We start from the raw sequence: 13,140 nt of genomic DNA on the forward strand, positions 1-13,140 counted from the left end.
TTATTTTTCTTATCACGGGCGGGCCTTCCGTTGCCTAGGGTTAGTTCATGCCTCATATTCTATACCGGCTGTCAATGCGTAAGTTCTAATTCATATAAATCGGATGATGATTTAACACTCAGTTGTTGTCCCCTGCGTCCGCTCAACTCAGCATGAATTCCGGCCATAATAGCCAACGCAATTTCCTCCGTCGTTTCCGCGCCGATGTCCAAACCGACCGGCCCGAATACCCGCGCCGCTATTTGCACTGCTTCACTGCCCAAGTTTTGCAATAGCCTGTCTTTACGCTGAGCCGGCCCCAACAGGCCGATAAGCGGAATTTGACCGTTTGCAATTGCCTTTAGATAACGCTCGGCGTATTCAAAATTATGCGTCATCAATACTACCGCGCAGGAACAACAGCGGTTCAGCTATTTATCGCTGGAGCATTTTGCCCGAAACTGCACGAGATCATCGAACTGCGCCTACTATGGAATGCCTGGTGTAAAGCGTGCATAACGGCGAGTTATCCAACGAAAACTGGCCGGCTTTGTTCAATAGCTCGAACCCGGAAAATTGGCGCTAGCATGGCAAGGCAAAGTGGAAGACGAATTCGCCGAAGCCTCGGTCATCGGTACGGTGGCGATTGCGCTTAGATTGTTAGGTAAGGCTAATACGCAGGAGCAGGCTAAGCAGTTGGCGGCGGATTATTGACTGGAGAGAGATAAACAAAAAATATTCAATCACTTAACGACAAAACATGGGAAAGGCTTTGTTGCATAAATCTAAAACATCCCCAAGTAAAGGGGCATGGACACGAAACAGAAACAACGCTACCAAATCAAAAACTGGTCAGAGTACAACCAAGCCTTGGTTAACCGAGGTTCATTAACGCTCTGGTTTGAAGAATCGCAGCTCGAACGATGGCACCAGCCAGAGCGCACAGGTTATCGAGGTAGTCCTCTGATCTATTCGGATTGGGCTATCCAATGTGCATTGACGATTCGCGAAATTTTTCACTGTCCGCTTCGAGTGACAGAAGGCTTCCTTAAATCGCTGGTCAAGATGTTGAGTCTACCGCTTAAAGTGCCGAACTACAGTACCCTAAGCCGAAGGCAACAAACCTTACGGGTCAAGTTGCCTAGAGCATCGAGCCGGACGCCACGACATCTGGTCGTGGACTCGACGGGTTTAAAAGTCTACGGTGAAGGGGAATGGAAAGTCCGTCAGCATGGGCTTAGTAAACGCCGTACTTGGCGGAAATTGCATCTGATCGTCGATGCCAATACTCAGGAAATTGTTGCCGCGGAATTGACCGCGAATTTTGTCGGCGATGCCGAAGTGCTGCCGGATCTGTTGGAGCAATTGCCCGCCTATGAAGCGATCGCCACCGTCGCCGCTGATGGCGCCTACGATACTGTCAATTGCCATCACGCTATCACAACGCGACAGGCACAAGCATTCTCGAACAGCGATAGTACAAAGCTGCTCTGAACAGGGAAAATCAGAATGGAAGCGCATCAGTGGTTACCATCGTCGCAGCTTGGCTGAAACGGCTATGTTCCGCGTTAAGGCATTATTTAGCGATAAACTGAAAAATCGCACTTTCGCGGCTCAACAGACCGAAGCTTATTTGCGCGTAGGAGCACTTAACAGAATGACGGGCCTTGGCATGCCCGAAAGTTATCCCGTGGCATAAAACGGAACTCCATTCTGAGGGGCACTTTGATTGTGGGGTTATTTATGCAACAAAGCCCATGGGAAACGCTAAACATACCATTGAATATCTAAGATACACAAAGCATATCCTACATGACAGTTTTTTATTTTCATAATCGCCGATGCAGCATGTCAAAATTCATGCAATCCAATTGTATCTGCAACCTATCAATGGTTGATTGTAACTGCTCACGCTCCTGCTCCCATTGCTCTTCCTTTGCCATTAAACTATCGATAGTTGATTGTAACTGTGCGCGTTCCAGGTTCCATTGCTCTTCTCTCGTTTCATTAGCCTTATTATAATCGCCATTAACAATCGGAATAAGACTAAGATGAGTATTTTTTTTAGCACTGCTTAGATTGCCACTATTAATACTTAAATTGGTATGTTTTTTAAGCTCTTTTGTAGCCTCCTCTCTGGAAGAAAAAGGACCAATATCAGCTCCATTGACAGTAAAGAACCATTCAAATAAACCTGTTTTTGCGTTCGTGTTTCCAAATATTCTGCTAGGTTCAAACATAAAATCCTCCTGTTATCTTTATAAAAATTATAGCTAAAGTCCGATAAATATTACTCAGGACTTGACAAGGGCAGCAATTCTGATTATGAAAATTAAATAGATACTGATCCCAATTTTAAAATTCGAGTGCGTTCTACCGCAATGCTTGCAAAGTAATCGAAGAGCCGAATGGGTAACAATATCAGTACCCTTATTCTATAAGGCTTTGCGCCACCTATGGAAAATAGGATTCTGTAAAATTAAAAACAAACTTGGCAAATTTAATTCATAACACTTTGATTAAAATATATTTTCCATAATGAGAATTACTGTGATAAGAGGAGCCTCGACCAGCCTTTCCTAATCCTTGAAAATACCATTATATTCAATAACCTAAGTATATTCTGCATACCAACAGGCGTATACCGAAATCACATCTACCGGAGAACACATTCTTTTAGCCTTATCCATCGCCTTTCAAAATAAGCCTGTATAAAGAAATCCAACCTGCGCTTTTAATGCGGGAGAACCGCTTCTAGCAGTATAATATCTTTGTCATTTCGTTAATTTGCTGCTTGGCCCCACTCAAAATACTTAAAGATAATTCAGGGGTAAGTGAAAGTTCTTTTAGTTTGCCGGCAGCAGGAATCGATGTGAAGGGAGGAAACTCTTCTATTGTGTTTTGCTGTCCGATTTTGCTGTGTAATTTGGAGAGCACAACTATGTCAGTTAAATTAAGTTCTTCGCTCGTGTCTTGATACCAGTTTTCGGAATAAACCGGGACTTTAAGAAACTCCTCGGAAAACCCCCAATCATTCAATACCTTGTATCCTATCGCTCCTTTAATATAAGGTAGAATCTTGTCGATATCCGATTTTGCGTAACATTCAGGAGGGAGGTTGGCGATAAAACCTAAGAAAGGTACAGCGCCTATCTCGCTGATAAGCCCGGCAAGTTGCGCCTCTTGCGGATTTACTTGTTTTGTTGCTTTAGCCAAAAAATAACTGAGAATAGAAATATAGAGGCTCCGTTCCCAGATTGCTTCAATATATTTTTTTATCGCAGGAGAATCATTTTTGAAAATACGAGTAATACTTAAACTAGTAACCAGATTACAAGTAGCATTCAAGCCAATACGCGTTACTGCATCAAGGCAGGTCCTCGTGGGAATAGAACTGACATATAAAGGACAGTTCGCCATTCCGATGAGTCTGGCTGAAATAACGGGGTCGAATTGAACGATTTTTACAATATCGTGAATACCGGCGTCGTTTTTTAAAGCTCTGCGTACCCTCATAGCAATATCCGGCAATAAAGGTATCTGGAGTTCTTCACTGCTATAGTGGTGGGCGAATAAGGACATCAAGCGATTTTCCATAAATTCGTCAGGGATATTCAATTTTGAAAGTTCTGTTTGTGGAGCATATTTGGGAGATAATATTCTTTTTGAGACGCGCAGAACACTCACATCGGTTGCTGCTATGGCTGTATGTCTATGTATGGCGCCAGTTGACAGAGGAAATTTGGCTTGGTTGGTTCCAGCTGCTATTTCAATACTTTGACCAATTTCATTCGTTAAAGTAATTGTGCCTTTTAACAAATACAGACAGGAATCGATCTTGTCGTCATAGCGAAACAAAACAGATTCTTTTGGAAAAACTTCAGATTTTAGATCAGTTGTAAACGCTAAAAGCTTTTCACGATCATAATTTCTGATCGGAAATAGTTCTTGTACAGTCTGCATAGAAATTTTTTCGGGAAAAACAGTACAGGAACCCACTAAGGTATTATTTTTTTTAAACTGTGAAAAAACCATAATCATAATTTTTAATTGAAAATAATTGCTGTAGAGTTTGCAGCGAAATATTATCTAAAGCAAGAGCATAAAACTCAATGTTCAAGTTTTTTAGCTTGACTGAGACGATCCCAGATAAATCAAGGTGTTTTTGTCAATGTGTCCAGATGCTACATGATAGCACTTATGGCTGTAAGGTCTGATTTAGTAGGATTCTTTAAAATCAAGAATTAAAAACTTGAACATCGAGATAAAGTAAAAATTGAACTATGAGTAAAGAAAATAGATCGGCCACTCGGTATAAAGTGATTGGAAATATTGAATTTGATACAGGTACCGGTATCACGACAACCAAAACCACAACGGGCGTTTCAGTTACAAAAGACATTGAATTTATTTATGGCGTCGGTGACATATGTAACATCAGTACCGGCGGGATTTGTTTTATAACAAAAACAGATCTTGAACTAGATTTAATGTTGCGTTGCTCCATTTCCATATATAAAAAAGAAAATAAGCGACTTAATCTCCGTTGTGAAGGCAAGATAATACGGTTAGATAAATTGGAGGCAGGCGGTTGGAATGTAGCGCTTTCCTTAAAAACACTTGAGTGGTAATGCCCCAGAAGTACGGCTAGAGTGGCAATGGAATTCCAGAGGATCGCGCCCGCCTCGTAATCCGGTTCGTCGATTAATTATGGAACCCCAAATCGAATCTTCAATCGCCCGATGCAGACCCGACCGCTAATAAAGCAAAATACATACCGAGCGCCGCCTAGTCTGATAAGCCGAGTTTAAGTAATTGAATACCGATAAAAAAATCACTGGAAAGCAATCATAAAGAGTGATTTAAACTCGGCCCGTCCTGTTGATACGCAAGCAGGCGATATTGTTTTATCAGCACCGCCTGTTGATGTACAGTCACTAAGCCGCTGTATGAATACAGTTCAAACCGGAACATATGCCGAGGTGTAAATCTATGCCAATCAAACCGATACTTTCAATACTGCTAACTTATTTAGTCCTACTTCTGACCGTTTTTATATTCCAACGAAAATTGATTTATTTCCCGGCGCAATATTCGATTGAACATCAGCAACGGCTGGGCGCTCAATTAGGCCTGGAACTCTGGCCGTCAGCGGATAATTATCAGGGGCTCGTCAGCAAAACTTCCGATAATAACGGCAAAGGCACAATCATCGTTTTTCACGGCAATGCCGGCTCAGCATTAGATCGTACTTATTATCGCGATGCGCTTGAAAAGCTCGGCTATCGGGTCATTCTGGGCGAATATCCGGGTTATGGCGCCAGAAACGGCGAGCCGTCCGAGCAGGCATTGATTGCAAACGGCATCGAAACCGTCAAACGGGCCTTGAACGATTTTGGCGATCCTGTTTTTCTGTGGGGTGAATCGCTGGGCAGCGGCGTGGTCGGCGGCATCGTGCAAAGCGGACAAGTTTCGATAAAAGGCATTGTCCTGGTCACGCCGTTTAGCAGTATGGCCGACATCGCTCAACACCATTATTGGTATTTCTTCGCCAAATGGTTGATACGCGATCAATTCGACACCATTACAAATCTGCACAACTATTCAGGGAGCACAGCGATTCTAAGGGCCGGGCAAGACGAAATCATACCCAGCCAATACAGTTTGAAACTGTTCGAATCGCTCAGTCATCGCAAGAAACTTTGGACATTTGAGGATGCAGCCCACAACAAGGTGCCGATGGATCAAGACCTTTCTTGGTGGCAACAGGCCATGCGGTTTGTCGACGATCAAACTGCTTCAACAATAGGAGGCAAGCAGGCTGATATGTATGTACTAAGCAATAAACACAATATGCGGGCTGCTTTGACAAATTATGGCGCAAGGCTAACCGGTTTATGGGTGCCCGATAAAAACGGCAAAATGACTGACGTGGTGGTTGGATTCAGCAGCGTTGAAGACTACATAAATTCTACTGAACGCTACTTTGGCGCAACGGTCGGCAGGTTCGGCAACAGGATCGCTAAAGGAAAATTCACGATTGACGGCCGGCAATATGCCTCATCAATTAATAATGCGCCTAACACGCTACATGGCGGTAAAGAGGGATTTTCGGAATTTGTCTGGGATGCCGCGATGCCTGACGATCATACGATTCAGTTCACCCGGCTGTCAAAAGACATGGAAGAAGGTTTTCCCGGCAACCTGAACGTCAAGGTAACTTACACGTTAACCGACGACAACGAACTACAAATAGAATACGTCGCAACCACCGATAAAAAAACTGTCGTCAACCTGACCAACCATGCTTTCTTCAACTTGAATGGCGAAGGCAGCGGCACGATCATCAACCATAAACTGCAAATCAATGCCGATAATTATACGCCTGTCGATTCGACCTTAATTCCTAGCGGAGAAATTGAAGCCGTCGCAGGAACGCAGTTTGATTTCAGGCAAGCGCAAACCATTGGTTCAAGAATCGACGAAGCCAACGAGCAGTTAAAAAACGGCAAAGGCTACGATCATAACTGGGTGTTGAATACCAACAAAGCCGGAGAAATGCTTAGCGCAGCCATTGCGACCGGCGATCAAAGCGGTATTAGGCTGGAAGTGCTTACACGAGAGCCGGGGCTACAGTTCTATAGCGGTAATTTCATGCACAGCAAGAATACATTCAAAAGCGGCGCCAAAGACGATTACAGAACTGCTTTTTGTTTGGAAACGCAGCATTTTCCCGATTCTCCTAACCAACCGTCATTTCCTTCAACGATTCTGGAACCGGGCCAAGAGTATCGGACTAAGTCCGTCTATAGGTTTTCCGTTGCCGGATAAGCAAGGCAGCGATTTAGCTCCGATAGAGCCGAAATAATGTTTTTAGCGAACAAAACGCGGTATGCCTTTAATCTCTTTTTTTTCCATATGCATATATTGAAGGCCTATCAACGTGCAACCATCCGCCGTACGCTCAGTCCACATCACTTTTATCTCGCCATCCACCTCCAACTGGTCAAATTCAAAGATAGTTATCTCGCCCACTGTGACCTCTATCGATTCGGCAAGATTGATCATCAATCCGTCTACCGAAACGTTTACGGTATTAAAATCGCGGTATTCGCCATTCAGCAGGATTCTCCCCGGAGCCACCATGTTTTTCCTGTACGCTTTTCTCTTATACAGTAGATTATCGACATCATAGGAAATGTTCCTGAACTCCAACGCAATCAGCATATGATCGCTAAACACATCAACCCTGACGACTTCAGCCTCGCCGGCCAAGCGTATTTCCGGGAGATATAAATCGATTACTGTTGATTCCGTCAGCACGTTAAAAATGTTTTTGGTATCGGAATTTAGCTGATCGGCTTTTAATTTCGCCAGCACCCCGGTTAACGAAAGGTCTTTTACGACAATTTCCCGCTCTTGCCCTCCCATATAAATCAGGCCGCGCGACATTAGTTTTTTTCGATACGGCCGCTTTATCATTGCATTCATATAACTTTTTCCTATTTATATCTTGATGTTCAAAACCGCATAAGGCTGCTGAGTGCAATTATAGTAGCGTCTGAGTTTTTTCAATCGGAATTATTTTTGAGGAAAGCCTTGTCGAACAGAATCGCTTACAATATCTCCCTCTAACACAAGCTACACGTTATGAAAAAATTACTTATCCTGCTCTTACTCTCGATATTGTCAGCCTGCACAGCACTTCCGCCTAAAAATGCGGACAACATTTGCTCAACTTTCCGGGAAAAAGAAGACTGGTACGACGATGCCAAAAACTCATTCGAAAAATGGGGCGTACCTATTCACATTCAGATGGCGATCATGCACCAAGAATCGCATTTTGTCGCCGATGCCGAGCCGCCGCGCCCTTGGCTGCTGGGTTTTATCCCGCTGCCTCGGGAAAGCAGCGCCTACGGTTATGCACAAGCCAAAGACGATACTTGGGATAATTATCAGGATAAAGCCGGCGGCTGGGGAGCGGACCGCGATGAATTTGCCGATGCGGCCGATTTCATCGGCTGGTATTGCAATATTAGCTACGCTCGGCTAGGCATATCGAAATCGGACGCCAAAAATCTGTATCTTGCCTATCACGAAGGCCATGGCGGCTACCAACGCAAAAGTTATTTGCAAAAAGCCGGGCTCGTACAGATTGCCAATAAAGTAGCCAAACGGGCAAAACTATTTCAAAGCCAATTAAGCGAATGCCAAGGCGATTTAGAAAACAAAGGTTGGTTTTTTTGGTAAACTATTGTTTCTACGTCAACCATAAAGGATCAGTCGTGAGAAAAATTCAAACTCAAATTATTTCAATCGTCGCAGTTCTTGTTATAGGATTTACTATGTTTTCATTGGCCAATGCCACTACCCCCGCAGAAAATAAAGCCGCTGGAGTCGCTTTCCTCACAGAAAACGCTAAAAAACCCAATATCGTCACCACTGCAAGCGGCTTGCAATATGAGATATTAACTCCCGGCACAGGTACAGCCTCGCCTTCAGCTACTGATAACGTAACCGTTCATTATAAAGGCACAACCATTGACGGTACGGAGTTCGATAGCTCTTACAGCCGCGGCGAACCGGCGACTTTCCCATTAAACAGGGTCATTAAGGGCTGGACTGAAGGCGTACAATTGATGAAAGAAGGCGCCAAATACCGCTTTTTTATTCCTTCGGAACTGGCTTACGGCGAACAAGGCGCAGGCCGTGCAATCGGCCCGAACGCCGCATTGATCTTTGATGTTGAGTTAATCAAGATTCAGTAAAAAGCAGGCAAAAGGCGCAAGGTTAAAGGCTCAAGGCCGACAAGCCTTGAGCCTTTCGTTTTTTCCACCTTGTACCTTTCTCCTAAGTTCTTATGCCCACTTACCAACTATTCGCTACCACGCCCAAAGCGATGGAAACCATCCTTAGCGATGAACTCCAAGCCCTCGGCATCAAAAACATCAAAGCCACCATGGCCGGCGTCGCTTTTCAGGGAGATTTGGAAACCGCTTACCGGGCTTGCCTGTGGTCAAGAACAGCGAATCGGGTTTTATTGGTAATGAGCTCTTTTGATGTAAAAACCCAGCAAGATCTCTACAAAGGCGTACAAAAAATCGACTGGTCCGAGCATATTAATCCTGAAGACAGCTTTGCAGTCTCATTCAGTGCGAAAAACTCGGCGGCGATCAATAATACTCACTTTGGCGCATTAAAAGTTAAAGACGCGATCGTCGATCAGATGCGGGCAAAATTTCAAGTCCGTCCCAGCATCGATACCGAACAACCCAATATCCGCATCAATGTTTACCTGCACGGCGAAACCGCCCAGCTCAGTCTCGATCTTTCCGGCGAAAGCCTGCACCGCCGCGGTTACCGGGACGTCAGCATCAAAGCCCCGATAAAAGAAAACCTGGCGGCGGCGATGTTGCTGCGTAGCGGCTGGCCGCAAATCGCCAAACAGCAAGGTTCGTTAATCGACCCGATGTGCGGCTCGGGAACACTGCTACTCGAAGCCGCAATGATTGCAGCCGATTATGCGCCGGGCTTGCTGCGCGATTATTTCGGCTTTACCGGCTGGAAAAAACACGATGCGCAATGCTGGAAGAAATTACGCGCCGAAGCCGAGCAGCGTAAAAAAATCGGTTTGGCTAAACTGCCGGTTATTGTGGGTTTCGATCAAAACCGCCATACCGTCAACACCGCGTTGGCGCATATCGCCAATGCCGGTTTGCAAAATAAAATTCATGTCGAACGCCGCGACATTGCAGATGCGGAACCCGCCGAGAGCTGGAAACCCGGCCTGTTGATCTGTAACCCGCCATACGGAGAACGACTGGGCGACGAGCAGGAAACGGCCGAGTTATACAAAAAATTCGGCGAATCTCTGAAAAAACATTTCATCGGCTGGAAAGCCGCGATGATCATCAGCAACCCGGAACTGGGTTTTCGCTTGGGCATACGCTCGCAAAAACCAATCACTCTGTTTAACGGCGCGCTGGAATGCAAACTGTTGCGACTGGATATCCAGGAAAAGAATTTCTTCATTCCGAAGGCCAGGAATCAGGAAGAGCGTATCGCCCAAGCGATAGAAAGCGAACAGTCCGAGTCCGTCGGCGCCGAGATGTTTGCGAACCGGCTCAAAAAGAACCTGAAAAAACTGTCCGGCTGGGCCAAGCAAAACCGCATCACCTGTTATCGCGTCTACGATGCCGATTTACCGGAATACGCGGCCGCGGTTGACATTTATCAGGGGCAGCAAACCTGGGTCGTCGTACAGGAATACGAACCGCCCAAAAGCATCGATCAGCACAAAGCCGACCAGCGCCTGGCGGGACTATTGGCCGAGATACCTCGCGTACTCGGCGTCAATCGCGACCAGGTTTTCCTGAAAATACGCCGCAAGCAAAAAAGCACCGATCAATACGAAAAACACGGCGATCAAGGCCGTTTTCATATTATCGAAGAAGGCTGCTGTAAATTATTGGTCAATTTCGAAGATTATCTGGACACCGGCTTATTCCTCGATCACCGCCCGATCCGGATGCTGATTCAAAAACAAGCCCAAGGTAAACGCTTTTTAAACCTGTTTGCCTATACCGGCAGCGCGACGGTTCATGCGGCAATGGGCGGCGCCAAATCGACAACCACCGTCGATATGTCCAACACCTATATCAACTGGGCAAAACAGAACCTGGCGCTGAACACCGGCAACCCTGTCGGCGAACATGAATTCATACAAGCCGACTGCCTGGAATGGCTGGCCACCGAAGCCGAGCTGGGCAACCGGCATTACGATTTGATTTTTCTCGATCCGCCTACGTTTTCCAATTCAAAACGGATGGACGAAGTGTTCGATATACAAACCGACCATGTGCAGCTAATTAGTCACGCTGTATCCTTGCTGTCGCCCGGAGGTGTTCTATACTTCTCCACCAATTTCAGACGTTTTAAAATCGACAAGCAAGCCTTGTCCGATTTAATTGTCGATGACATCAGCGCGGCAACGATTCCGGAAGATTTTGCCCGCAATCCAAAAATCCATTACTGCTGGAGAATTCAAGAGTGATACGTAAAGTTAAAATCCTGGTTTCCGGTCGAGTTCAAGGCGTTTATTTCCGCCTTTTCACGCAGAACAAAGCCAAGCATTTTTCAATAAAAGGCTATGCCAAAAATCTTCCCGACGGCCGCGTTGAAATCGTTGCCGAAGCGGGAAACCTCGCCATTGAGAAATTTATCAAATGGTGCCACAAAGGTCCTATAACCGCTCGGGTCGATCATGTGGAAGTCACTGAGCTTCAACCTGAAGAAGCATTGACGTCTTTTGAAATAAAGTAAAGTTCAAGGTTCAAAACGCTTAGCGTTTTTTCTGCAATAAACGGCAATACGCACCGCGAATAAAAAGCCTATCACTGCTGCATAAATCAACGGCTCGGTATAATCTTTTTTTACCAACCAAAAATAATGTACCAGAGCCGTGACACCCGCCACATAAACTAACTTGTGCAACTTTAACCAGCTTCGCCCTAAGCTCCTCTGCATCTTCTTTGTCGAGGTGACGGCCAGCGGGATTAGCAGCAAATAAGTCAGCAAGCCCATCAAGATATAAGGACTTTTCGGCACCTCGTCTTTAAACGCCTCCCAAGACAACGATAAATCAAGGACGACAAAAACCAGTAAATGAACGCTGGCGTAAAAGAAAGCGAACAACCCCATCATGCGCCTAAAGCCCATCAGTTTCTTTTGCCCGGTTATTGTCTTAATCGGCGTCAGCGCCAACGTGATGCACAAAAAGCGCAAAGCCCAATCGCCAAAACCAAAATGCAGGGCTTCTATTGGGTTAGCGCCCAGCCTGTCATTAACCGCGCCGTTAACCAACAATAAAAAAGGCAGCAAGCTCAGTAAAAAAACAATAACTTTTATGGCCTTCCAGCCTTGTTGACCGATAAACATTAAAAATACTTGCTTAAATCCATACCGGAATAAAGAGACGCGACCTCTTCGCTATAACCGTTAAACTTTTCGGTATCGCGCTTCGGCGTAAAAATGCTGCTGCCCAACGCCCGCTCGCGGCTTTGACTCCAGCGGGGATGAGGCACTTCAGGATTCACATTCGCATAAAAGCCATACTCATTAGGCGCGCTTCGATGCCACGCGGTTTCCGGCATATTTTCGAGAAAACGTATTTTGACGATTGCCTTGATGCTCTTGAAACCGTATTTCCAAGGCACAATCAAGCGCAACGGCGCGCCGTTCTGGTTAGGCAGTTCATCGCCATACATGCCTGTCACCATCATCGTTAGCGGATGCATCGCTTCGTCGATACGCAAACCTTCCACATAAGGCCAGTCCAACACATCTGAACGCTGACCGGACATCACTTCCGGGTTATACAGCGTGGTAAACTCGACAAACTTTGCTTTAGAAGTCGGCTTGAATCGCTTCAACATATCGCCTAACGGAAAACCAATCCACGGCACGACCATGGACCAGGCTTCGACGCAACGGAAGCGGTAAATGCGTTCCTGCACCGGATTGTCTTTTAAAATATCTTCCAGATTGTAAACGCCCGGCTTTTCGACCTCGCCGACAACTTCCACAGACCACGGCTTGGTTTTCAGGGCCTTGGCTAAAACAGTCGAGTCCTGTTTATTCGTGGAAAATTCATAATAATTGGTGTAATTCGCAACGTCCTCGCGATTGGTGACCTGCAACTTCGCCGAATAAGGCCCGGCCGGTACGTTGGCGTATTTACCCGATTCGGCCCGGACCGCTCCCGGCAGTATCAGCCCAGCCGAAAGCGCAGTCGCCGCCTTGATAAATTCCCGCCGGGATTCAAAAACCGCCCTATCCGTGATTTCGCTGCTTAGGATGCTTGATTGGGTTTTAATTAACATGCGCAACTCCTTTATTCCAGACGATTAGACTAGGGAGTTTTAATCATACAGCAAAGCGGTTTGGCACCGCTAATACCACCATTGACAATCAAGCAAATAAGTTTGCCCGACAGCTTAGATTTCGACTTATACAAGCAAATCCAAAGGACTGGTTACGCTTTTACCTCCCTTATTTAGCACATGCGTATAAATTAGAACTTACGCATTGACAGCCGGTATAGAATATGAGGCATGAACTAACCCTAGGCAACGGAAGGCCCGCCCGTGATAAGAAAAATAA

13 protein-coding genes and 1 pseudogene are annotated in these 13,140 nt (G+C 45.7%); 8 read left to right on the forward strand and 6 right to left on the reverse strand.

Annotated elements, in window-relative coordinates; all coding sequences use genetic code 11:
• Nucleotides 1–71: 71 nt before the first annotated feature.
• A complete protein-coding gene (locus EKO24_RS07150) occupies nucleotides 72–380 on the reverse strand; it encodes an XdhC family protein (RefSeq protein WP_277752499.1) in 309 nt (102 codons plus the stop codon).
• A 175-nt stretch (nucleotides 381–555) separates the two neighbouring features.
• Between EKO24_RS07150 and EKO24_RS23120 the strand changes: the two genes are divergently transcribed.
• Together EKO24_RS23120 and EKO24_RS07160 are read left to right on the forward strand one after the other, a co-directional pair.
• Nucleotides 556–693, forward strand: a complete 138-nt coding sequence (locus EKO24_RS23120) for a hypothetical protein (RefSeq protein WP_241674427.1) — start codon at nucleotides 556–558, stop codon at nucleotides 691–693.
• Nucleotides 694–789: 96 nt separating this feature from the next.
• A pseudogene (locus EKO24_RS07160) lies at nucleotides 790–1,678 on the forward strand (IS5 family transposase).
• 130 nt (nucleotides 1,679–1,808) lie between these two features.
• On the opposite strand, the gene EKO24_RS07165 reads toward EKO24_RS07160, so the two are convergent.
• Both EKO24_RS07165 and EKO24_RS07170 read right to left on the reverse strand, forming a co-directional pair.
• Nucleotides 1,809–2,219, reverse strand: a complete 411-nt coding sequence (locus tag EKO24_RS07165; RefSeq protein WP_127030632.1) for a hypothetical protein — start codon at nucleotides 2,217–2,219, stop codon at nucleotides 1,809–1,811.
• 514 nt (nucleotides 2,220–2,733) lie between these two features.
• Nucleotides 2,734–4,020 carry an HDOD domain-containing protein gene (locus EKO24_RS07170; RefSeq protein WP_127030633.1) on the reverse strand — a complete coding sequence of 429 codons (1,287 nt, stop codon included), beginning with the start codon at nucleotides 4,018–4,020 and terminating at the stop codon, nucleotides 2,734–2,736.
• Between the two features lie 242 nt (nucleotides 4,021–4,262).
• Between EKO24_RS07170 and EKO24_RS07175 the strand changes: the two genes are divergently transcribed.
• Both EKO24_RS07175 and EKO24_RS22835 read left to right on the forward strand, forming a co-directional pair.
• Nucleotides 4,263–4,610, forward strand: a complete 348-nt coding sequence (locus EKO24_RS07175) for a PilZ domain-containing protein (RefSeq protein ID WP_127030634.1) — start codon at nucleotides 4,263–4,265, stop codon at nucleotides 4,608–4,610.
• 439 nt (nucleotides 4,611–5,049) lie between these two features.
• Nucleotides 5,050–6,810, forward strand: coding sequence for a galactose-1-epimerase (locus EKO24_RS22835; RefSeq protein ID WP_241674428.1), 1,761 nt, complete (start codon nucleotides 5,050–5,052; stop codon nucleotides 6,808–6,810).
• A gap of 42 nt (nucleotides 6,811–6,852) precedes the next feature.
• On the opposite strand, the gene EKO24_RS07185 is transcribed toward EKO24_RS22835, so the two are convergent.
• Nucleotides 6,853–7,470 (reverse strand): PilZ domain-containing protein, encoded by a 618-nt coding sequence (locus EKO24_RS07185; protein WP_127030636.1) that lies wholly within the window; start codon nucleotides 7,468–7,470, stop codon nucleotides 6,853–6,855.
• Between the two features lie 159 nt (nucleotides 7,471–7,629).
• On the opposite strand from EKO24_RS07185, the gene EKO24_RS07190 reads away from it, so the two are divergent.
• From EKO24_RS07190 to EKO24_RS07205, 4 genes are all read left to right on the forward strand, one after another.
• Nucleotides 7,630–8,229 carry a transglycosylase SLT domain-containing protein gene (locus EKO24_RS07190; RefSeq protein ID WP_127030637.1) on the forward strand — a complete coding sequence of 200 codons (600 nt, stop codon included), beginning with the start codon at nucleotides 7,630–7,632 and terminating at the stop codon, nucleotides 8,227–8,229.
• A 35-nt stretch (nucleotides 8,230–8,264) separates the two neighbouring features.
• Nucleotides 8,265–8,747, forward strand: a complete 483-nt coding sequence (locus EKO24_RS07195; RefSeq protein WP_127030638.1) for a BamJ family beta-barrel-assembly machinery protein — start codon at nucleotides 8,265–8,267, stop codon at nucleotides 8,745–8,747.
• A 92-nt stretch (nucleotides 8,748–8,839) separates the two neighbouring features.
• A complete protein-coding gene (gene rlmKL, locus EKO24_RS07200) occupies nucleotides 8,840–11,032 on the forward strand; it encodes a bifunctional 23S rRNA (guanine(2069)-N(7))-methyltransferase RlmK/23S rRNA (guanine(2445)-N(2))-methyltransferase RlmL (protein ID WP_127030639.1) in 2,193 nt (730 codons plus the stop codon).
• On the forward strand, nucleotides 11,032–11,301 hold the full coding sequence (locus EKO24_RS07205) for an acylphosphatase (protein WP_127030642.1): 270 nt from the start codon (nucleotides 11,032–11,034) through the stop codon (nucleotides 11,299–11,301). Before rlmKL ends, EKO24_RS07205 begins: the two co-directional genes overlap by 1 nt.
• A 3-nt stretch (nucleotides 11,302–11,304) precedes the next feature.
• Here EKO24_RS07205 and EKO24_RS07210 read toward each other — a convergent pair whose 3' ends face one another.
• Complete coding sequence (locus EKO24_RS07210) at nucleotides 11,305–11,916, reverse strand: protein-methionine-sulfoxide reductase heme-binding subunit MsrQ (RefSeq protein ID WP_127030640.1); 612 nt, start codon at nucleotides 11,914–11,916, stop codon at nucleotides 11,305–11,307.
• Nucleotides 11,916–12,860 (reverse strand): protein-methionine-sulfoxide reductase catalytic subunit MsrP, encoded by a 945-nt coding sequence (msrP, locus tag EKO24_RS07215; protein WP_127030641.1) that lies wholly within the window; start codon nucleotides 12,858–12,860, stop codon nucleotides 11,916–11,918. Before msrP ends, EKO24_RS07210 begins: the two co-directional genes overlap by 1 nt.
• Between the last annotated feature and the right edge of the window lie 280 nt (nucleotides 12,861–13,140).

The organism is Candidatus Methylobacter oryzae, assembly GCF_003994235.2.
GTDB classification, from domain to species: domain Bacteria; phylum Pseudomonadota; class Gammaproteobacteria; order Methylococcales; family Methylomonadaceae; genus Methylobacter_A; species Methylobacter_A oryzae.

Bases quoted from the DNA above. Each gene is read 5' to 3' on its own strand.
- EKO24_RS07165 (WP_127030632.1), bottom strand. From the start codon at position 2,219: ATGTTTGAACCTAGCAGAATATTTGGAAACACGAACGCAAAAACAGGT.
- EKO24_RS07170 (WP_127030633.1), bottom strand. From the start codon at position 4,020: ATGATTATGGTTTTTTCACAGTTTAAAAAAAATAATACCTTAGTGGGT.
- EKO24_RS07175 (WP_127030634.1), top strand. From the start codon at position 4,263: ATGAGTAAAGAAAATAGATCGGCCACTCGGTATAAAGTGATTGGAAAT.
- EKO24_RS07185 (WP_127030636.1), bottom strand. From the start codon at position 7,470: ATGAATGCAATGATAAAGCGGCCGTATCGAAAAAAACTAATGTCGCGC.
- EKO24_RS07190 (WP_127030637.1), top strand. From the start codon at position 7,630: ATGAAAAAATTACTTATCCTGCTCTTACTCTCGATATTGTCAGCCTGC.
- rlmKL (WP_127030639.1), top strand. From the start codon at position 8,840: ATGCCCACTTACCAACTATTCGCTACCACGCCCAAAGCGATGGAAACC.
- EKO24_RS07210 (WP_127030640.1), bottom strand. From the start codon at position 11,916: ATGTTTATCGGTCAACAAGGCTGGAAGGCCATAAAAGTTATTGTTTTT.
- msrP (WP_127030641.1), bottom strand. From the start codon at position 12,860: ATGTTAATTAAAACCCAATCAAGCATCCTAAGCAGCGAAATCACGGAT.